Source organism: Pseudomonas sp. F-14 TE3482 (genome assembly GCF_053629455.1).
Window position 1 is genome coordinate 3660573 of record NZ_JBRJII010000001.1, and the last position, 20219, is coordinate 3680791.

A 20219-nucleotide genomic window follows, 5' to 3' on the forward strand; every position below is an offset into this window, starting at 1 on the left:
GTTACCATCCAAAGGCTACAACGCCTTGCGCCCCCTACACGTAAGACAGAATCCGCCGGCTTGTGCGTCTAGGGGGCCGTCGGTAACTTGATTCCCGTCACTGCTCATCAGTGATCGGGTCTGCAAGCCCGCCGGAATGCCAGTCGCATAGCCCTGCCACAGGACGCTCGTTTATGTCCGCGAAATGGCGGCTTTGTACGGGAGATCTTCGGATCTGCCGGGTTCCTGGTTTCCCGGTCTTGCAGACCCGCACATAGCTGCCACCCATCATCTGCAAGTGATGTTGGTAGCTCTAATGAACAATCAGGAGTTTCACCATGATCAAACCTGCGTTCGGCGCACAGACATTCAGCCATTGGATGTCCGTTGCGCAGGGTTGTGGTGTTGGCCATCAGGAATCGACAGCGTCGCCCGCAACCCGCCTTCCGGTAGATTGACCAAGGTAATCCGCCCACCCAGCCGCGTCGCAATGGTGCTGACGATGGTCAGTCCCAACCCCGCGCCCCCGGTATTTCCACGGCTGTAAAAGCGTTCGAACAACCGCGCGCGATCCGCTTCGTTGATGCCCGGTCCCTGATCCTGGACGCTCAAGTTGTAGAACCCGTCGTCCCGGCTCAATTGCACCGTGATGACGCCATGCTCCGGCGAAAAATTCGCGGCGTTGGTGACCAGATTGTTCAGGGCGATATCGATGGCGGCAGCGTCGGCAAGCACTTCAAAAGGCTGGTCAGCGACATCGAAGGCCAGCTCCAGGTTCTTGCTCAATAACCAGGGCGTGAGTTGGGCCAGACTGGCGCGCACCGTTTCGCTCAGGTCGATGCTTTGCTCCACCGGTGCCACGGCTTTGGGTTCGAGACGGGCCATGGTCAGCAGCTGATTGACCAGGCGGCTGGTGCGGTCGACCCCGGCAATCAGAAACGCCAGGGACTCACGACGCTCCTGTTCCGTGCCGGCTTCCTGCAGGTTTTGTGCATGCACCCGCAGCACGGCCAGCGGCGTGCGTAATTCGTGGGCGGCGTCGGCGATGAAGCGCCGCTCGCGGCCAAGCACTTCTTGAATTTGTGCGAGCATGCGGTTGAGCGCTGCCTGCATCGGTTCCAGTTCGCTGGGCAACGGGGTCAGTTGCAACGGCTCCAGAGAACCGCTGTGCCGTGCCCGCAACGTTTGCGCCATATTGGCCAGGGGTTTGAGCCCCCAGCCAATGGCCAGCCAGACCATGGCCGCCAATATCAGGCTGCCCAACACATTGGGCCACAGGGTATGACGCACGATCCGGTCTACCAGGTCCGCACGCACGTCGTCCCGTTCACCGACCCAGATGCGCAGGTCATTCTGTTTGTCTTCGAGCATGAACACCCGCCAATGGCGGTTGTGCAGATCCACCACATCGCTGAAACCGGATTTCGTCGGCGGCGCCGTGAAGGAGGGCGCACTGGCGGTGTGCACCAGTACTTCGCCCTTGCGATTCCACACCTGAAAGGCAATTTTGCTTTCGTAGGGATGACCATCGACTCTCGGCACCGCTTCACTCAAGGCCTTGTTGAACGCTTGATACAGTTCGGCGTGTTCATTGCTGGCCAGCGGCATGCGCATCACACCCTGCAACAGCCGGGCGTTCTGGGCCAGTTGGGCGTCGTAGACTTCGGCAATTTCGTGATTGCTGTCGTGCAGGTTGAGCACGCTGATGATCGCCAGACCCGTCAGCATCAGGCCGATGATCAGCGTCAGGGTGCGACGCCGGATCGAAGTCATCGACGCTCCTCCACCAGATACCCGACACCGCGAATGGTGCGGATCAGATCGGTGGAGAACTTCTTGCGCAGGTGATGGATATGCACTTCCAGGGTGTTGCTTTCGGCTTCTTCGTTCCAGCCGTAAAGCAGTTGCATCAGATGATCGCGGGTCATGACCCGGCCCGGAGGCGAGAGCAACTCGTGGAGCAGTTGATACTCCTTGGGCGTCAGCGCCACCGGTTCGCCTTGATAGCTGACTTGCTGGGTACCGGGGTTCAGGCTGATGCCGGCGTGTTCGATCAGCACTTGGGCGCGACCGGCGCTGCGTCGCAACAAGGCCCGCAGGCGAGCCTTGAGTTCGGCCAGGTCGAAGGGCTTGATCAGGTAATCGTCGGCCCCGGCATCCAGCCCGGCGATGCGGTCTTCGGTGGCATCCCGGGCGGTGAGGATCAGTACCGGCAGGTTGGAGCCGCTTTCACGCAGGCGACGCAGCACTTGCAAACCGTCCATGCGCGGCAGGCCGAGATCGAGCACGGCCAGGTCAAACGTCTCGCTGAGCAGCGAATGCAAGGCACTGCTGCCGTCTTGCAGCCAGTCGACGGTGTAACCCTCACGGCCCAGGGCCTGATGAATGCCCTCGCCGAGGGCCACGTCATCCTCGATCAGTAATAAACGCACGCGGACTCCTGTCAGTTGAGTTTTTTGTTCACGTCCACCAGTAACGCTTCGATCTCTTTGCGGCGCCCGGCATCGGCGCTTTCCCGGCCTGGGCGGGGGCCCGCTTGCAGGGCTTTTTGCAGTGCGTCCCTGGCTTCACCATAGCGCTTTTGACGGTAAAGGTGATCACCCCAGAAGTACAGACTGTCGATGCCGGCGGGATTCAGCTGCAAGGCCTGCTTTAACAGTTGTTCGGCCTTGTCGGCATCGCCGAAACCGAGGGGCCAGCCGGGCACGCGATCATACAGCGCCGCGAGACTGGTATAGGCCGAGCCTTGCAAGGCCTTGGGATCAATAGCGAGGGCTTTTTCCAGGTCAACTTTGGCGGCCTTGACCTTGCTCAAGGCGCCGAGGCCACCCTGGGCTCCGGCCCAACTGCTGGTGACAATGCCGGACCAGATCCACGCTTCGGCCAGGGATTGGCGTTCCTGGGTAAACGCCGAGGCTTGGGTCGCGAGTTTTTCGAAGGCCACGGTGCGCTGTTCGGCGGGCAATTCGTATTGAATGTGCGCCCAGCTTTGCTGAATGCCATTGAGGCGCTGCTGATCGGCAGCGTCCAGCGCCCAGACGCTTTGGCTCAACACCCCGAACAGCAGGCAAGTGACGATTTTTTTCATGGTTTGAGACTCTCGTTATCGGGCTTCTGACTGAGGCGACGGATCAGCGGCAACTGCTTGCGCAAGCCACGGTCCACCAGATGCGGCAACAGACTGTTCAGGCGGACGAAAAAGCGTTCCGGCCAGCCCAGGTACAAATCGCGCCGGTCACCGGCAATGGCGTGGATGACCGCCGAAGCGACAGTTTGCGGATCGTCGACATTGGCTTTGAGCGCATCGTTCAGCGCCTGGGCCGCCGGGCTGTTCATGCTGGTGTGGGTCGCCCGAGGGGCAACGTAAAGCACGCTGATCCGGGTGTCGGCCAGCTCCCGGCGCAGGGCTTCGGAGAAACCGCGCAGGGCAAACTTGGTGGCGCAATAGCTGGCGTAACCTGGGTAGCCGATGGAGCCGTAGGTCGAGCCGACGTTCACCACCATGGCGCTCTCGGCTTGCTTGAGCAGCGGCAGCAAAAGCTTGGTCAGGCAGATCGGCACACTGATGTTCACCGCCAGCATCGCATTGATCTCGCTGTCATCGAGCTGTTCGAGCATGGCGAAGTGGTTGACCCCGGCGGCGTTGACCAGCAGGTTGAGGCCACCGATGGCTTCGCCCGCAGCCAGCACTTTTTGTCGGTCGCCCGGGACGGTCAGGTCAGCGCCGACCCAACACAGGTGCAGCGGGTAGCGTTCGAGCAAGGGCTCCAGCGCCTCCCGGTGCCGGGACACGGCCAATACCCGCGCGCCACTGGCACACAGGGCGCTGGCGATGGCCAGGCCGATACCGCCGCTGGCTCCGGTCAAAACCACACGGGCTTCATGCAGCTGCATGCAGGTTCTCCCCATCGCGGGGCAGGCCGCGGAACATGTCGGTATAGAGCGTGTAAACGACCTTCGAGGCATGAATCACCGCGGCTTGATCCGCCGGGTCTTGGAGTGTGTTCATCAGCCGGCGGTAGGTCTGCATGTGTTCGATATCCAGCGAGCCGTGGGAACTCAGGTAGCTGAAGGCGGTTTCCGGCAGCGCCAGGCGCTCGCGGATGCTGCCGGCCGCGTGGGTGGCCAGGGCAATGCTGGTGCCTTCCAGCACGTTGACCATGCCGAACAGGCCCACCGGGTTGTCCCGGGCAATCAGGTCGTAGAGGAAGCTGACCATCAACTCGATCGGCAGCGATGGACGACCGTCACGCACCGCCTCTTTGTCACCGCCACAGGCCGCGATGTCGTCGAGTACCCACTGTTCGTGGCCGTACTCCTCGTCGATGTACTCGCACACCGCTTTGCGTAGCCATTCCAGCCGCTGCGGCAGACGTGCGCCGCACGCCATCATCAACGGCACGGTATGGCGCACGTGGTAGTAGGCCTGGGCGAGGAAGGCGCGGTAGCTCTCCAGGCTGACCTTACCCTCAAGGGCATCGCGGATGATCGGCAGGTTGAACAACTCGTGGCGTTCCTGCTGGGTGGCTTCTTGCAGGGTGTCGAAAAAACTCATGATGCGGATTCCTCGGAAAAAATGAAGTCAGTGAGCTGCGCCCGGTAACGCTCGACGATGGCGTCGCGGCGCGGTCGGCCATTGGCCGTCAGCAAGCCATTGGCGGCGGTGAACGGTTGATCGAGACGGGTCCAGTGATGAACCTGGGCGTAATCGGGCAAGGCCTCGTTGGCCTGGGCCACGGCGGCGGCCAGCTCTTCATCGGTGCAGTCAGGCCGATGGGGCCAGAGCAGGGCGTGGTTGCTCGGCATCGCTTCGCCGTAGACGAACGCCTGAGCGATGTGGCGACGCTGAGTGAGTTCGGCCTCGACCCATTCCGGATTGACGTTGCGGCCGAAACTGGTGACGAATTGATGCTTCTTGCGCCCGTTGAGGTAGAGAAAACCTTCCGGGTCGAACTCGCCGAGATCGCCGGTCGGCCACCAATCATCGCGCAAGGGTGCTTGCCCCAAGTAGCCGAGCAGGGTCGAGCCCTTGACCAGCACTTCACCATCATCGGCCAGGCGAATCTCGACATGGGGCAGGGGCCGGCCAACGCTACCAGGGCGGCGCGCGCCCGGGCGGTTGAGGCACACCACCGACGAGCATTCCGACAGCCCGTAACCCTCGTAGACCGGAATGCCGATGCGCTGGGCGCGATGCAGTAACTCTTCGGAAACCCGTGCTCCACCGACCGCGGCAAAACGCAACGATTGGGGGTTGAATGCTTTTTGCTCGGCGGCGCTGACCAGCATCAGCAGCAACTGCGGCACCAGGATCAGACTTTCCGGTTTTCGGGCGGCCAGACAACCCAACAGCAGCGGCACATCGACACCGCTGGCACCTTGAATGCCCAGGGTTTTCTGGCTCGGTACGCTCAAGGTCGCGCCGGCATACAGCGCGGCGTAACAACCGAGGTTTTCCAGCAGAATCGCCAGTGGCAGCAGCGCCAGGTGATGCCGTGGATCGGTGGGTTTGCTTGCCTGATCCAGCTCACGGGCCACTCGCAAAAGGCTCTCGGCGCTCAGGCACACGCCTTTGGGCGTACCGGTGGTGCCTGAGGTGAAGGTCAGTTTGGCGGTGCCTTCGGGTATCAGGTTCGGGCCGCTGAAGGGGCGACGCCAGAATTCGCCGGTCTTCTCGTAGCCGGCCGCCTGCAGTTCGGCTTCCAGTTCCGGTTCGGCAATCACCAGTGTCGCCTGGCTCTGTTCCAGGCAATGATTGCGTTGTGTCGGGCTGAAGAAGGGCGGCAGCGTCAGGCAGGTCAGGCCTTCGAACAGGACGGCCAGGTCCCAGAGCATCGCTTCGGTGCCATTGTCCAGGGCCAGCGCGACCACTTTGACGTGCTCATCGCGCAGACGTTGTTGGCGATACATGACCTCGGCGTACAGCGTGGCGTAGTCCAGTTTCAACTGATCGCCCCACAAGGCGATGGCGTTGGTCTTGCGCTCGGCATGACTGCGCAGGGTCTGCTTGAACCGCTCCATTTCAGGCGACATGGCTGGACTCCTCAAGGGCCGTCGGCAACCCCAGGCGATTGAACAGACCGATATTGCGCAAATGGATGAAACCGGCGCGGATGTTGCCGACATGCACCCATGGCTGACTCTCGTAATAACTGCCCCAGAGGTGACGGTCGTCGCCCAGCCGCGCAGGATCGGCGGCGCAGAGCGTCACCGGCTTCAAGCCCAGGCGATGAAAACTGTTCACCAGCCCGATGTTGCCGGTGAACGCCACCCATTCCAGCCCGCCCATGGCCAACAGGTAGGTGATGGCGATGATGCTCAGGCGCGCACTGCCGGTATCGCTGGCGGCGAGGTTCCCGACCTCGACGATACCGGCCCGGTCCACGGGTTGGCCGGCAGCGTCGCTGATCAGCGGATCAATCGCCTCGTCCAGATAACGTTCCAGAAACAAGGGTTCGGCACCGGCCAGTCGTACGCCAGCCACCGCACACAGCGTGCCTGACACATCGCTCATGCCGAACAGCTGCGGCATGAACTGGCGGATGTCGGCGCCATGGGCCTTTCGAAAACGCTGCTGGATAAAGGCTTCGAAAACCGGACGCTGGGGATCGTCCGGCAAGGCTCTGGCCAGACTCATCTGCGGGGTTTCGGCTTGGCCGAAGTGCAGGGGCAGAGGGATGTTCCAGTCGAAATCGGGCATGGGCAAGAACGCCTCCCTGAGTAAGTTTGGGAGGAGTATCAAAGGCAATTCTTAACGGAGTCTGAAGGTGGCCCTTCAGATTGTCTTAAGGCTGGACGGGCAGGGTGGCGCCGGTCGGTTCGACGAAACCGGATCCAGGCTGTACGAAATGAGTCGGCAGCCGCCACCGATCTTCACGAGGCCCCGTATGACCCGAGATTCAGCAGTACACCGGTATGGAAAACTCTCGATCACCTTGCACTGGCTGATGCTGGCGCTGTTCGTCGGCGTTTATGGTTGCATCGAGATCAAAGGATTGTTGCCCCGTGGACATGCCCTGAAGGGCCTGTTTCTGGGGCTGCACGGCGTAATCGGGTTGAGCATTTTTGCGCTGGTCTGGATTCGCCTGCTCGGGCGCCTCACGCCTCGGCCACCGATTACCCCGGCCCTGCCCACCTGGCAGACGGGCGTCTCGCACCTCATGCACCTGGCGCTGTATGGGCTGATGATCGCTACGCCGCTATTGGCCTGGTTGATGCTGGCCGCCGGGGGCAAGCCGATGCCGTATTTCGGCTTTTTCCTGCCGGCGCCGATTGCGGTTGATCCCGATCTGGCCAAGCAACTCAAGCATTGGCATGAATGGCTCGGCAGCACTGGCTACTGGTTGATTGGTTTGCACGCGGCTGCGGGTTTGTTTCATCACTACTGGGTCCGCGACAACACGCTCACGCGCATGCTGCCGGGGGGCTCTGCTGTGGGTGTCAATGAGCGTCAGCAATAATTCGGAATTGGGTGCTGGCCAAGCGTTCGCCATTTACCAGAATGTGCACCGCGTGCTGGCCGGCATAGTGCCGGCGGGTGGTCAGTTCCTTGATGTGCTGACTGCGGCTAATGGCTTCGCTGGCATTGTCGGACAGCGTGAGGGCTTTAAGTTTGAACACCTTTGCCGAGGTGCTGCCGTTGGCTTTGACATAATCGATAGCGTAATCGATCACCAATCGCTGACTGTCCGGGACCGTGGACTTCACTCTGAAAGACAGGGTGATTTTCTCACCCAGACGTATCACCGCCGGCTCAACCTTCACGTCAATGATTTCAACCTCGGGCTTGCTGCTTGCGCCAATGATTGCCAGCGCTCGCTTGTTACCCTGTTTGATCAAACTGCGCAGAGCGTGTCTGGCGATCCACGCCGTGTGTTTGTTGTCCAGCGACCAGCCCTCGATCAGCGCCAGCACCCACTCGGGATGATCCTTGGTGATGTCGTTGAGGTGGTTGGCCACGGATTTGCGCACGTAGAGGCTGTCGTCGGCCTTGAGGTTGTCGAGGATCGCAGCCGCCAGTGTCGGGTCGGCCTGGACCTGTTCCAGGCGGAACGACCATGGCAGGCGCGGTCGGCTACCTTCGCTCGCCAGGCGCCGGACGTGTTCGTTTTCATCCAGCGACCAGACGTGCATCAGCGCCAACGAGCGTTCGATATCACTGCGCAAAAAATGCCGGATGGCAAACTCCGAGGAGCCGAAGGAAGTGAAATATTTGAGTGCATTCATCGACAGATCGAACGTGTGAGCGCCGTAGGTCGCGACGTAGTGCGGCAAAAACATACTGACGAAGGCGCTATTGAGGCGCGGGGCGAGGGCGCGCAGGACGTCGAGGGATTCTTCATAACCGAGTGGCAATACCGCGTGCAGGCATTCGCTGACGCGGGCCATGCGTTGCATGACTGACAATTCCGCCAGACCGGTTTTGGCCAGTTTCAGGAAAGCCTTGGCATCGAAGCCGGGGTAGACCGCAGTCATCTCGGTGGCGATGTGCGCGAGGCGTTCGGCGTTGAAGATTTCCTTCAGGGCGGGGGAGGTTTGGTCAGCCATAGTGGATTCCTTGGTCGTTGTTATTTATCCCATGCACCGCGTTATCGTTCTTCGCGGGCAAGCCCGCTCCCACAGTGGGCTTGGGTGGATCATAAATTGTGAATCCACCCCGGAACCTGTGGGAGCGGGCTTGCCCGCGATGAGGCCCGCGCAATCACCTCAAACCTTGCCCGCTTCCTCCTCCAACTGATCCGACTCAAACAGTTTTGCCAATTCCGCCCGCGCTTCCTGGGCGGTCTGCATCACTTTGGCCGCATCGTCATACACCGCATGCTGGGCTTCCAGCACCTGTTCATCGTGATGGGTAAAGCGCTTGATCCGCGCATCCGCCTGGGCCTGTGTCAGACCCAGTCCGACCAAGGTCCGCCGGGTCATTTCCAGGCTGGAGTAATAGGTTTCCCGCACCGCCTGCGCTCCGACATCCACCAACCGGTGCACATGCTGACGGTTACGGGCGCGGGCGATGATTTTGATGTGCGGATAGAGCTTGTGCACCACCTCGGCCGTCTTGATGTTGGTGTCGGGATCATCGGTGGCGATCACAAAAAACTCCGCCTGCTCGACCTTGGCCGCGCTGAGGATTTCCGGGCGCATCGGGTCGCCGTAGAACACCGGCACGCCGCCGAAGCTGCGGGACAGTTCGATGGTTTCCACTGACGTGTCGAGCGCCACGAACTTGATGTTCTGTGCCCGCAGAATCCGCGCCACGATCTGCCCCATACGACCCATGCCGGCGATCACCACGCGTGGCGTGTCGGTGTCGATTTCGCGGAACTTCTGCGGCACCTCCACCGGTTGAATCTTGGGTTTGACCAGTCGTGCGCAGGCCAGCAACAACAGCGGTGTCAGCGCCATCGACAGGGTGATGGTCAGCACCAGCAAGTCGTACAGACGCGGCTCGAACAGCCCCTGATCCCGGCCGATCTTGAACACCACAAAAGCAAACTCACCACCGGCCGCCAACACAATCCCCAAACGAATCGCATTGACCTTGCCCAAGCCCCCGGCCAGTCGACCGACAACGAACAGCAGCGGCAACTTGATGGCGATCAGCAACAGGGTCAGCCCCAGCACCACGACTGGCGCGCTCAGTAGCAGACTCAAATTCGCACCCATGCCGACGCTGATGAAAAACAGCCCCAGCAGCAGGCCCTTGAACGGTTCGATCTGTGCTTCCAGCTCGTGGCGGTATTCGGAATCCGCCAGCAGCAAACCGGCGAGAAATGCGCCGAGGGCCATGGACACGCCGACCAGGTCCATCAGCCATGCCGTGCCGATCACCACCAGCAACGCGGTGGCGGTGGACACCTCCGGCAGACCGGTTTTGGCCACCACGCGAAACACCGGGCGCAACAGATAACGTCCGCCGATCACCACCACTGCGATGCTGCCCAGCACCCGCAAGCCATGGTTCAAATCTTCGGCGGCACTGGTGGTGTGATCGCCGCCAGCCAGCAGCGGCACCATCGCGATCAGCGGGATCGCGGCGATGTCCTGGAATAGCAAAATCGCGAACGCCAACCGCCCATGGGGGCTGGTCAGCTCCTTGCGCTCGGCCAGGCTTTGCAAACCAAATGCGGTAGACGACAACGCCAGGCCCAGGCCCAACACGATGGCGCTGTTCAGGGATTGGCCGAATACAAACAACGCCAGCACACCAATCACCGAACCGGTCAGCAACACTTGCGCCAAACCCACGCCGAACACCGATTTGCGCATCACCCACAAACGTCGCGGCGACAGCTCAAGGCCGATGATGAACAGCAGCAACACCACCCCGAGTTCAGAGATGTGGCTGACGCTTTGCGGGTTGCCGATCAAGCCCAGCACTGACGGCCCGATGATCACCCCGGCAAACAGATAACCCAGCACCGCCCCCAACTGCAGGCGCTTGGCCAAGGGCACGGTGAGCACCGCCGCGAATAAAAAGACGACAGCGGCTTGCAACAGGTTGCCTTCGTGGGGCATGGCGAAACTCCTGGGTGGGGCAGGCGAGAGCGGCGCTCGCCCGATTTTCAGCGGGGCGTCAGGATAAAGGCTGGCGTCCATTCAGTCAGCAACGAGGTTATTGATCGAACTCCACGGCTCAGTGGGGCCATTGTTCGAGCAGAATCGAAACGAACTTCTCCGCCGCCGGCGATAACGATGCGCCCCGACGGTACACCAGGCCGAGTGTCCGGTTCACGACGGGGTCAGTCAGCGGGATGCTCACCAGTGTCGGGTGATCCGCCGCCGGCATCGCGAGACTCGGCATGGCGGAAACCCCAAGCCCGGCTTCGACCATGCCCAGCGAGGTGGACAAATGCTGCACTTCATAAAACCACTGCGGACGCCAGCTCAGGCCCGACAGGGCGTGGTCCAGCAGCATGCGGTTGCCGCTCAGGCGCCCGACGCCGATCAACCGGTAATCGCTCAGTTCTGACCAGGTCACGGACTTCCGCTGGGCCAGTTCATGGTCACGACGGCACGCCAGGACGAAGGGTTCGTTGACCAGTGAAACGAATTCGATGTCCGGGTGCTGGCCGCTCATCATGTTGATGCCGAAGTCGGCTTCCCCCCGCAACACTGCTTCGAGCCCTTCATTGGCGCTGAGGTCGAGCAAGCGGATGCGGATTTTCGGATAGCGCTCGTTATAAAGACGAATCACCGACGGCAGGAAGTAAAACGCAGCGGTTGGAATGCAGGCCAGGGTCACCTGGCCGATTTGCCGTTCGGCCAATTCACGGATGTTCAGGATCGAATCGTCGAAGTCATCCAGTAATCGACGAGCCTTGGGCAGGAAGTCGCGACCGACGCTGGTCAGGCTGACCTTGCGCGTGGTGCGATCGAGCAACGTAGTCCCTAAACCCTCTTCAAGTTTTTTTATCCGCCGGCTCAAGGCTGGTTGCGACAGATGCAGTGCATCGGCAGCTTCGTGAAAACTCCCCAGTTCGGCGATTTTCACGAAAGATCGGATGTCCTGAAGCTCATATTCCATGTTTTATCTCGTCGGGAAAGGGCGTTGAACTGCGTTCTGAACGTTAAAACTTTCTTTTGTGAAACGCAATAATTGCTCCGATCTTTGCATTGGAAACACAATTACTTCCCTGTCACTCTTGTTTGCAAGACATCAATTACCCCGATTGATTAACAAGAGTTAGTGGCCATGCAACGAATTCCTTGTGTGCTGATGCGCGGTGGTACCTCAAAGGGACCGGTATTTCTCGCCTGGGATCTGCCGGTTTCGGTTGAAGAGCGTGATGAGTTGTTGCTCTCGGTGATGGGCTCCGGTCACGAACTGGAGATCGACGGCATCGGCGGCGGTAGCCCGCAGACCAGCAAGGTCGCCATCGTCAGCCCTTCGTTACATCCCGATGCCGATGTTGATTACTTGTTCGTTCAGGTCATGGTGTCCCAGCGTCGGGTGGATACCGCCCCGAACTGCGGCAACATGCTCTGCGCGGTCGGGCCGTTTGCCATCGAGCAAGGCCTGGTCAAGGCGGTCGGTGAGCTAACCCGCGTGCGGATTCGCAATCTCAACACCGGCACCTTCGTTACCTCTGACGTGCAGACACCAAACGGCAAAGTCAGTTATGAAGGTGACACCGCCATCGATGGCGTGCCAGGCAGCGCGGCACCGGTTCAACTGACATTCCTTGACGCAGCGGGCAGCAAGACCGGCAAGCTGTTTCCAACCGGCAGCACCCAGGACTGGTTCGACGACATTCCGGTGACCTGCATCGACATGGCCATGCCGATGCTGATCATCGAGGCGCGTCACTTGGGCAAACGCGGCGATGAAACTCCGGCCGAGCTGGACGCCGACAAAGACTTTATGCGCCGTCTCGAAGCTCTGCGGTTGCGGGCCGGCATGGCCATGGGGCTGGGCGACGTCAGCGACAAGGTCATCCCCAAGCCTGTGCTGGTTGCACCGGCCAAGGCCGGTGGCACGTTGCAGGTTCGCTACTTCATGCCGCACAACTGCCACCGTGCGCTGGCCATTACCGGTTCCATCGGTCTGGCCACGGCATGCGTCAGTGAAGGCAGTGTGGTTGCGCAAATGCTCGGTAATACCGGTGGGACGCGTCTGCAACAGGTGCGGATCGAGCACCCGAGCGGCGGCATCGATGTCGTATTGTCCTACACCGGTGAGAACGGTGAGACAATCCGCGCCTCCGTTGTTCGTACCGCGCGAAGGCTGTTTTCCGGCTTTGTGTATGCCCCGGTTTCCCAACGGCTCGCCGGGTAGTCTTCCCGCGCAGTCACTGTCGTTTGCATCAGAACAATTCTAAAAATGGGTGATGCCATGAAAGTTGTTAAATCGCTCTACTTCCAGATCCTCTGTGCTGTGCTGCTGGGCGTCGTGGTCGGGCACTTCTGGGCTCAGCAGGCCATTGCCCTCAAGCCGTTGGGTGATGCCTTCATCAAGCTGATCAAAATGATGATTGCGCCGGTCGTGTTTTGCACCATCGTCACCGGCATCGCCGGGATGAACGACAAACGCTCCCTTGGCCGCTTGCTGAGCAAGACCATGCTGCTGTTTCTCGGGCTGACGGTGATCAGCCTGATCATCGGCCTGGTCGCGGTCTACGTGTTCAAGCCGGGCGTGGGTATGAACATCGATCCGAGCCATTTGAGTACGGCGGGCCTGTCTCAATACACCGAGTCTGCGGCGAAGCTTGGGGTGGTCGAGTTTTTCATGCACATCATCCCTGACACCTTTATAGGTGCGTTCAGTAAAGGTGAAGTGCTGCCGGTGCTGTTTATCGCGGTGCTGTGCGGTTTCGCCCTGTCTTCCCTGGGCGACCGTGGCAAGCCAGTGCTCGATGTACTGGAAGCGGCATCGCAGATGGTCTTCAAGATTTTTTCCTACCTGATGCGTTTTGCGCCGATCGGTGCCTTCGGCGCACTGGCGTTCACCGTCGGACAGTACGGCATCACCTCGCTGGGTTCGCTGGCAAAGTTGATCATGACCTTGTACGTCGCCTGCGCCTTTTTCGTCTTTGTGGTATTGGGGAGCATTTGTCGCGCCCACGGCTTCAGCCTATGGAAGCTGCTGCGTTACCTGCGCGAAGAGTTTCTGGTGGTGCTGGGGACTTCCTCCACTGAGCCGGTCATGCCACGCATGCTGGAGAAACTTCAGGCATTGGGATGCAGCAAAGGTGTGGTCGGGCTGGTGTTGCCGACGGGGTACTCGTTCAACCTCGATGGCACGGCGATCTACCTGTCTCTGGCGGCAATTTTCATTGCTCAGGCCTGCAACATTGATCTGACCATGACCCAAACCTTGACCATGCTGGCGATCATGTTGCTGTCGTCCAAAGGCGCGGCGGGGGTGACTGGCAGCGGTTTCGTGGCGCTGGCTTCCACGCTCACGGTGATCCATGACATTCCGCTGGCTGGTCTGGCGCTGTTGATCGGGATCGACCGTTTCATGTCTGAAGCACGGGCCTTGACCAGTCTGGCCAGTAACGCCGTGGCGACTGTGGTGATCTCTATCTCGGAGAACGCCTGCGACCGTCAGGTCCTGCTCGATACCCTGGACGGTAAAAAACCGGCTGTCCCGGATGGCGATCAAACCTGGGACCGCGTCGGAACCACCACGCACATTTAGTACTGCGTAAGCGCTGCAAAAACTAACCTTCTTACTACCCGCTGCCGGGCGTCGCCGATCGCGTCGCCTGACGGGCTCGGAGTCGTTCGCCTGCGCGTCGGCCACACAATCCATAACAACAAGAGAGTTGCCTTATGCTTGCCTTACTCGGCTTGGCCATGGTGGTTGTGTTCACCTTTCTGATCATGACCAAACGTCTGTCACCGATCGTTGCGTTGACCGTTGTTCCGATCGTCTTTGCGGTTATCGGCGGTTTTGGCGGGACTACCGGCAAAATGATGCTTGATGGCCTGAAAATGGTCGCACCGTCGGCGGCGCTGCTGCTGTTCGCGATTCTGTTTTTCGGTTTGATGATCGACTCGGGGCTGTTCGATCCGCTGATCCGCAAGATTCTCAAGCGGGTCAACGGCGACCCGATGAAAATCGCGGTCGGCACTGCGCTGCTGTCGCTGACTGTCGCCCTGGACGGTGACGGCACGACCACTTACATGATCACCTGCGCGGCGATGCTGCCGTTGTACAAGCGCATCGGCATGAACCCGATGATTCTGGCGACCATCGCCATGCTGTCACTGAGCATCATGAGCGGCATGACCCCTTGGGGCGGCCCGGCGACCCGGGCGATTGCCGCGCTGGGGCTGGATGCCGGGGCGTACTTCATTCCGTTGTTGCCGACCATGGTCGGTGGCGCCGCGTGGGTGGTGTTCACGGCGTTCCTGCTGGGCCGCACCGAGCGTAAACGCATCGGCAATACCCAACTGCAGAGTGGTGGCGGCGATTGCTACATCAAAGCGATTCTTGAGGATACGCCGCACAAGCGTCCGAAACTGGCCTACGTCAACCTGTTGCTGGTAACTGCGGTGATGGTTGCGCTAGTGATGGGGATCATGCACTCGGCGATCCTGTTTCTGATCGGCTTCGTGCTGGCGCTGATGATCAACTACCCGCAGCTGGACATTCAAAAGGAACGCATTCTCGCCCACTCCGGCAACGCCATGACCGTGGTGCTGCTGGTATTCGCGGCTGGTATTTTCGCCGGGATTTTCTCCGGTACCAAAATGGTCGACGCCCTGGCGCAAACTCTGGTGGACTGGATTCCACCGTCCTGGGGGCACCTGTTCCCACTGGTGGTGGCGATCACCAGCATGCCGTTGACATTCGTGCTGTCCAACGATGCTTATTACTTCGGTGTGGTGCCGATCCTCGCCAACGCGGCGGCGGCCTATGGGATCGATCCGGTGGAAATCGCCCGGGCGTCGATTCTTGGCCAACCAGTGCACCTGATGAGCCCGCTGGTGGCCTCGACCCTGTTGCTGGTGGGGATGGTCGATCGCGACATCGGCGACTTCCAGCGCGCCACCGTCAAATGGGCGGTGCTCACCTCCCTGGTGGTCACCGCGCTGGCTCTGCTGACCGGTGCCTTGACGCTGTTCTCCTGATTCACCCCTGACTCGCCGCTGAGAACTCCACGCTCCCGATGACGGGTGCGCGGCCACGTGCATCCTTAAAACAACAATATGAGTAGTTCGACATGATCCATTTTCTGACTCGCGGGGCTCTTCTTCCTCTTCTGGGCGTGTTGCCGGTGGCCACTGCCGGTGCGAGTGATTTCATCGACGACAGCAAGTTGAAGCTGCAACTGCGCAACGTCTATTTCAACGAAAACTTTCGCGATGAACATGGCTTGAGTGCGCGTTCGGCCAGAACCGCCAAAAGTGAGCGCACCGAGTGGGCCCAGGGTTTCCTGCTGGATTTCCAGTCGGGGTTCACCCCCGGCACTATCGGTTTCGGGGTCGACGCATTGGGCCTGCTGGGTGTCAAACTCGATTCCGGGCGTGGCCGCAGTGGCACCGGTCTGTTGCCGGTACACGATGACGGTCGCGCCGCCGATGAGTTCGCCAGTGCCGGGGCTGCGGCCAAGGTCAAACTGGCCAAGACCACCCTCAAGTACGGCACCCTGCTGCCCAAAACTCCGGTACTGATCTATAACGATGCGCGCTTGCTGCCGCAGACTTATGAGGGAGGGCAAGTCATCAGCACCGACATCGAAAACCTGACCCTGACTGGCGGTCATCTGGACCGATTCAAGCTGCGCGATTCCACCGACAGCGTGTCGATTGTTCCTGACGGATACTCAGGCGACAAAGGTGGCGATTTCACCTACGCCGGCGGTGATTACAAACTCGGCAAGCACACCCGTCTGAGTTACTTCTATGGTGAACTGGAAAATTTCTATCGCCAGAACTTTGCCGGCCTCCAGCACGATCTGCCATTGGGTCCCGGGGTGTTGACCGGCGACTTGCGCTATTTCAACAGCAATGACGCGGGCCGTGCCTACGCCTCGAAAATTGATAACGACATGCTCAGCGGTCAGCTGTCCTACGCGGTGGCGGGGCACACCTTTGGTGGCGGTTATCAACAACTCAGCGGTGACGCCGGGCTGCCGTACATCAGCGGTGCGACGGTGTACTCATTCAGCAACGTCGGCATCGGCAAGTTCATCGAAGAGGACGAGAAGACCTGGATGCTCAGCTACGGTTACGATTTTGCACCGGTGGGCGTGCCCGGGCTGACGTTCATGACCCGTTATCTCAAAGGCAACGACGGCAAGTCCGACACCAACATCAAAGAGTCCGAACGCGACACGGAACTGGCCTATGTGGTCCAGAGCGGCACGTTCAAGGGTGTTGGCGTAAAGCTGCGCAACTATGTCTACCGTTCGGACTTCGCGCGTGGACGTGACAGCAATCGGATCTATTTCACTTACGACATTGCTCTCTGGTAGGGCGCCGGGGCGCCTGCATCAGACCCGGCTCACCGTCTGCTCGCCCAACCGATACTGATTACTCCCACTGCGTTTAGCCCGAACCGTGGGGTGAGGTGGCGGATATATTGGTTCACGGCCACTGCCCGATACAGAGGCGAAACGGTTGCCAATAGTCCGCATTTCTGGGAAAACGGCGCCCATGAGCTTGTTCGGGAAGGCGCACACTAGAGTGAATGTAATGAATGATGAATTGCAGGTAATCGACCTTGAAGTGGGCGACGGCAAAGCTGCCGTCAAAGGCGCGCTGATCACCACCCAGTATCGTGGCTGGCTGGAAGACGGCACTGAATTCGATTCTTCCTACAGCCGGGGTAAGCCTTTTCAGTGCGTGATTGGCACCGGGCGGGTAATCAAGGGCTGGGATCAGGGAATCATGGGCATGCAGGTTGGCGGTAAGCGCAAGCTGCTGGTGCCGGCGCATCTGGCTTATGGCGAGCGGACGATGGGCGCGATTACACCGAATTCGAATCTGATTTTCGAGATTGAATTGCTGGAAGTGCTGACGCGGGATGATTGATTGGCGTGTGGGTTGAAATGAGAAACCCGCCATCTCCGTGAGGAGAACGCGGGTTTTTTGCTATCTGTGGCGAGGGAGCTTGCTCCCGCTGGGCTGCGCAGCGGCCTAAAATCTGTGAATGCGGTGTGTCAATCTCAGCTTGCCAGCTTTGCGGCTGCTGCGCACCCGAGCGGGAGCAAGCTCCCTCGCCACAAATGTGCACTAGTCTTATCCAGCGCCCCGGTTCACGGCCAGTGTTCTTTTGCTAAACGGCAAGTCAGGTGAACGCCTCAATATCATCAAGGGTGTCCGCCACAGTCCCTTCCAGGGAGGGAAATTTTTCCTTCACTTTTTCAAGGGCCGGGAGTACAGCACCCAAGTCCAGATCACCCTGTCTGCGGGCTATGTGACCGAGCGCGGTGATGGCAGCGGCTGCAACCGATTCGGACTCATTCTCGAGGTATTTCAGGCAGGTGTTCTGAGCCAAAATCCTGTCTTGCTCATTCAGCCCGATAGAAATCAATGCGGCGGCAACGCTCGTTTCTACGCCGCTGGCTAGAAGCCTCGTCGCTTCCTCGTGGCTCATTGTTGGATCTTGGTAAAGAAGGCTCACTTCTACTCCATTCCGTGGCGAGGGAGCTTGCTCCCGTTGGGCTGCGCAGCGGCCCTAAAACTCGTGAACGCGGTGTCTCAGGTAATCTCCGCTCGCCAGTTTTGCGGCTGCTGCGCACCCGAGCGGGAGCAAGCTCCCTCGCCACAGACCATCGGCTATTGCTGCGGATCTATGTTATCCAACGCCCGGTTCACGGCCAGTTCGCCCAGCATGATGACCTGCTGAATCCCCAACATTGTGTTGCGATGTGGGTCTTCCAGAAGGTTTGCAAAGTCACTGACCATGACACTGGCTGATGCCAGTGATTCGCAGGCATTGGCCAGCAAGCTTTCGGTATCCATGTCGGGGGCGACGACGAACATTGTGCTGGGTTTACGTGGGGTCTTGGGCGAAACCGATTTGGCTTCTGAATCAGGGGGATTTGGAGTGTGTTTGAACATTGCTTAGGTACCTTTATTGATGCTGCAACCTCCTCGCGACTAAACGAAGGGGGTGGCAGCTGTAGGCAGGTTAGTCGACCGGGTACCAAAGCTTTACCGGCGCACCCGAAGGTGCCCTGCGCACAGCTGCCATTGAGCGCAGGCATGGTAATACCTGACTGAACGGAGTGCGTGCTGCTTTGGGAACTACCGAGCGACTAAACCCGATCACTGACCATTCAGTGACGGGAATCAAGTTACCGACGGGCCCCAAGGCGCACAAGCCGGCGGATTCTGGCGTAGTTGTAGGCAATGACGCAAGGCGCTGTAGCCTGTTGCGCAGGTCGGAAATGATGCGTCGTTTGTCAGGCCGTCATCGCGGGCAAGCCACGCTCCCACAGGGGTTGCGCTGAACCTGTGGGAGCGTGGCTTGCCCGCGATGAACGATGACTCGGTCCACCTGACTTGCTAACCCCGGCAGCATCGGCAATCATGCCTGCCATATAGGGGTAGGGGGTATATATACGTATGTCGCACATCCGCGAACACAAAGACGAGCTGCTCAACCGTGTCCGGCGTATTGCCGGCCAGGTTCAGGCAGTGGAGCGGGCGCTGGAATCCGACGCCGAGTGCGCCAAAACCCTACATCTGGTCGCGGCGATCCGCGGTGCGGTCAATGGTCTGATGGACCAGTTCATCGACGCCCACGCCCGTGAACATGTGGCGCGTCCCGGGCTCAGCGATGAAGCACGCGCCGAAGGCGTTGAGGACTTGTTGCAAGCCATCCGCCGTTACTCGAAATAGAGGCCCGAACCATGACACTGAAACCTCAGGCTTCGCGCTTTACCCACGACCACCTGTTTCTAGGGGCCGCCCACGATGACAACGCCCGCCGCACATTGTGGGTGGTGGCGCTGACGTTCGTGATGATGATTGGCGAAATTGCCGCCGGTTACATCACCGGTTCCATGGCGTTGCTGGCGGACGGCTTTCATATGGCGACCCACGCCGGGGCCCTGGGCATTGCGGCGGCGGCCTACGGCTTTGCTCGACGACATGCCAACAATTCGCGCTTCAGTTTTGGTACCGGTAAGGTCGGGGATCTGGCGGGTTTTGCTTCGGCCATAGTGCTGGGCCTGGTGTCGATCGGCATCGCTGGCGAATCCATCGTGCGACTGTTTCAACCGACCACCGTAGCCTTCACCGAAGCGACGGTGATTGCGGTGGTGGGGCTGGGGGTGAACATCGTCAGTGCGTTTCTGTTGTCGGGCAATCATGGGCATCACGGCCATGCTCATCACGATCACAGTCATGCCCACGCTCATCATCACGACAACAACCTGCGTTCGGCGTATTTGCATGTACTGGCCGATGCGTTGACCTCGGTGTTGGCCATCGTGGCATTGTTGGCCGGGCGCTACCTGGGCTGGGTCTGGCTGGACCCGGTGATGGGGATTGTCGGCGCTATCGTGATCGCGAGATGGGCTTATGGCTTGATGCGTGACAGCGCCGCTGTGTTACTCGACACCACCGATGAGCACGTCGCCGCCGAAATTCGTGTGCTACTCGAGTCGACGGGCGATGTTCGCATCAGTGACCTTCACGTCTGGCAGGTTGGCCCTCAGGCGCGGGCGGCGATAGTCAGCGTCGTGGCCGTGGCAGGTGTCAATGCCGACGCCATTCGCGAACGTCTGGCGCCGGTTCATGAGTTGTCTCACCTGACGGTCGAGCATCGCCACGCTTGA

General features: G+C 60.0%; 20 protein-coding genes. 8 read left to right on the forward strand and 12 right to left on the reverse strand.

Annotated elements, in window-relative coordinates; all coding sequences use genetic code 11:
• Positions 1–348: 348 nt before the first annotated feature.
• From AB7M26_RS16550 to AB7M26_RS16580, 7 genes are read right to left on the reverse strand one after another with little or no spacing between them, the layout of a single operon-like run.
• On the reverse strand, positions 349–1752 hold the full coding sequence (locus AB7M26_RS16550) for an ATP-binding protein (RefSeq protein ID WP_123495290.1): 1404 nt from the start codon (positions 1750–1752) through the stop codon (positions 349–351).
• On the reverse strand, positions 1749–2411 hold the full coding sequence (locus tag AB7M26_RS16555) for a response regulator (protein ID WP_052963507.1): 663 nt from the start codon (positions 2409–2411) through the stop codon (positions 1749–1751). The genes AB7M26_RS16550 and AB7M26_RS16555 overlap by 4 nt, the downstream gene beginning before the upstream one ends.
• 11 nt (positions 2412–2422) lie before the next feature.
• A complete protein-coding gene (locus AB7M26_RS16560; protein ID WP_123495288.1) occupies positions 2423–3067 on the reverse strand; it encodes a tetratricopeptide repeat protein in 645 nt (214 codons plus the stop codon).
• On the reverse strand, positions 3064–3873 hold the full coding sequence (locus AB7M26_RS16565) for an SDR family oxidoreductase (RefSeq protein WP_123495286.1): 810 nt from the start codon (positions 3871–3873) through the stop codon (positions 3064–3066). The genes AB7M26_RS16560 and AB7M26_RS16565 overlap by 4 nt, the downstream gene beginning before the upstream one ends.
• Positions 3860–4534, reverse strand: coding sequence for a TenA family transcriptional regulator (locus tag AB7M26_RS16570; protein WP_063343388.1), 675 nt, complete (start codon positions 4532–4534; stop codon positions 3860–3862). Before AB7M26_RS16570 ends, AB7M26_RS16565 begins: the two co-directional genes overlap by 14 nt.
• Entirely contained in the window at positions 4531–6012 is a 1482-nt protein-coding gene (locus tag AB7M26_RS16575; protein ID WP_123495284.1) for an AMP-binding protein, read from the reverse strand. Before AB7M26_RS16575 ends, AB7M26_RS16570 begins: the two co-directional genes overlap by 4 nt.
• The gene (locus tag AB7M26_RS16580; RefSeq protein WP_123495282.1) at positions 6002–6679 is read right to left on the reverse strand and encodes a thermostable hemolysin; all 678 of its coding nucleotides are present in this window, start codon (positions 6677–6679) and stop codon (positions 6002–6004) included. The genes AB7M26_RS16575 and AB7M26_RS16580 overlap by 11 nt, the downstream gene beginning before the upstream one ends.
• Positions 6680–6866: 187 nt before the next feature.
• Between AB7M26_RS16580 and AB7M26_RS16585 the strand changes: the two genes are divergently transcribed.
• Complete coding sequence (locus tag AB7M26_RS16585) at positions 6867–7439, forward strand: cytochrome b (RefSeq protein ID WP_123495280.1); 573 nt, start codon at positions 6867–6869, stop codon at positions 7437–7439.
• Here the strand turns inward: AB7M26_RS16585 and AB7M26_RS16590 are convergent.
• The 3 genes from AB7M26_RS16590 to AB7M26_RS16600 all read right to left on the reverse strand — a co-directional run bounded on the left by AB7M26_RS16590 (position 7420) and on the right by AB7M26_RS16600 (position 11503).
• Complete coding sequence (locus AB7M26_RS16590) at positions 7420–8526, reverse strand: DNA alkylation repair protein (protein WP_123495278.1); 1107 nt, start codon at positions 8524–8526, stop codon at positions 7420–7422. The two genes, AB7M26_RS16585 and AB7M26_RS16590, sit on opposite strands and share 20 nt — an antisense overlap.
• 159 nt (positions 8527–8685) lie before the next feature.
• A complete protein-coding gene (locus AB7M26_RS16595) occupies positions 8686–10494 on the reverse strand; it encodes a monovalent cation:proton antiporter-2 (CPA2) family protein (RefSeq protein ID WP_123495276.1) in 1809 nt (602 codons plus the stop codon).
• A 118-nt stretch (positions 10495–10612) separates the two neighbouring features.
• Complete coding sequence (locus tag AB7M26_RS16600) at positions 10613–11503, reverse strand: LysR family transcriptional regulator (protein ID WP_008071328.1); 891 nt, start codon at positions 11501–11503, stop codon at positions 10613–10615.
• A 168-nt stretch (positions 11504–11671) separates the two neighbouring features.
• Between AB7M26_RS16600 and AB7M26_RS16605 the strand changes: the two genes are divergently transcribed.
• From AB7M26_RS16605 to AB7M26_RS16625, 5 genes are all read left to right on the forward strand, one after another.
• Entirely contained in the window at positions 11672–12754 is a 1083-nt protein-coding gene (locus AB7M26_RS16605; RefSeq protein WP_123495274.1) for a 4-oxalomesaconate tautomerase, read from the forward strand.
• A 45-nt stretch (positions 12755–12799) separates the two neighbouring features.
• On the forward strand, positions 12800–14119 hold the full coding sequence (locus AB7M26_RS16610) for a dicarboxylate/amino acid:cation symporter (RefSeq protein WP_123495272.1): 1320 nt from the start codon (positions 12800–12802) through the stop codon (positions 14117–14119).
• 134 nt (positions 14120–14253) lie between these two features.
• Positions 14254–15558 (forward strand): CitMHS family transporter, encoded by a 1305-nt coding sequence (locus AB7M26_RS16615; RefSeq protein ID WP_007895099.1) that lies wholly within the window; start codon positions 14254–14256, stop codon positions 15556–15558.
• A gap of 92 nt (positions 15559–15650) precedes the next feature.
• Positions 15651–16904, forward strand: a complete 1254-nt coding sequence (locus AB7M26_RS16620; protein WP_123495270.1) for an OprD family porin — start codon at positions 15651–15653, stop codon at positions 16902–16904.
• Between the two features lie 220 nt (positions 16905–17124).
• Positions 17125–17463, forward strand: coding sequence for an FKBP-type peptidyl-prolyl cis-trans isomerase (locus AB7M26_RS16625; protein ID WP_007895103.1), 339 nt, complete (start codon positions 17125–17127; stop codon positions 17461–17463).
• Between the two features lie 256 nt (positions 17464–17719).
• Here AB7M26_RS16625 and AB7M26_RS16630 read toward each other — a convergent pair whose 3' ends face one another.
• Both AB7M26_RS16630 and AB7M26_RS16635 read right to left on the reverse strand, forming a co-directional pair.
• On the reverse strand, positions 17720–18055 hold the full coding sequence (locus tag AB7M26_RS16630; protein ID WP_259698676.1) for a hypothetical protein: 336 nt from the start codon (positions 18053–18055) through the stop codon (positions 17720–17722).
• Positions 18056–18210: 155 nt separating this feature from the next.
• Positions 18211–18495, reverse strand: a complete 285-nt coding sequence (locus AB7M26_RS16635) for a DUF6124 family protein (RefSeq protein ID WP_123495266.1) — start codon at positions 18493–18495, stop codon at positions 18211–18213.
• Between the two features lie 507 nt (positions 18496–19002).
• On the opposite strand from AB7M26_RS16635, the gene AB7M26_RS16640 reads away from it, so the two are divergent.
• Entirely contained in the window at positions 19003–19278 is a 276-nt protein-coding gene (locus AB7M26_RS16640; RefSeq protein ID WP_123495264.1) for a metal/formaldehyde-sensitive transcriptional repressor, read from the forward strand.
• Positions 19279–19289: 11 nt separating this feature from the next.
• Positions 19290–20219 carry a CDF family Co(II)/Ni(II) efflux transporter DmeF gene (gene dmeF / locus AB7M26_RS16645; protein ID WP_123495262.1) on the forward strand — a complete coding sequence of 310 codons (930 nt, stop codon included), beginning with the start codon at positions 19290–19292 and terminating at the stop codon, positions 20217–20219.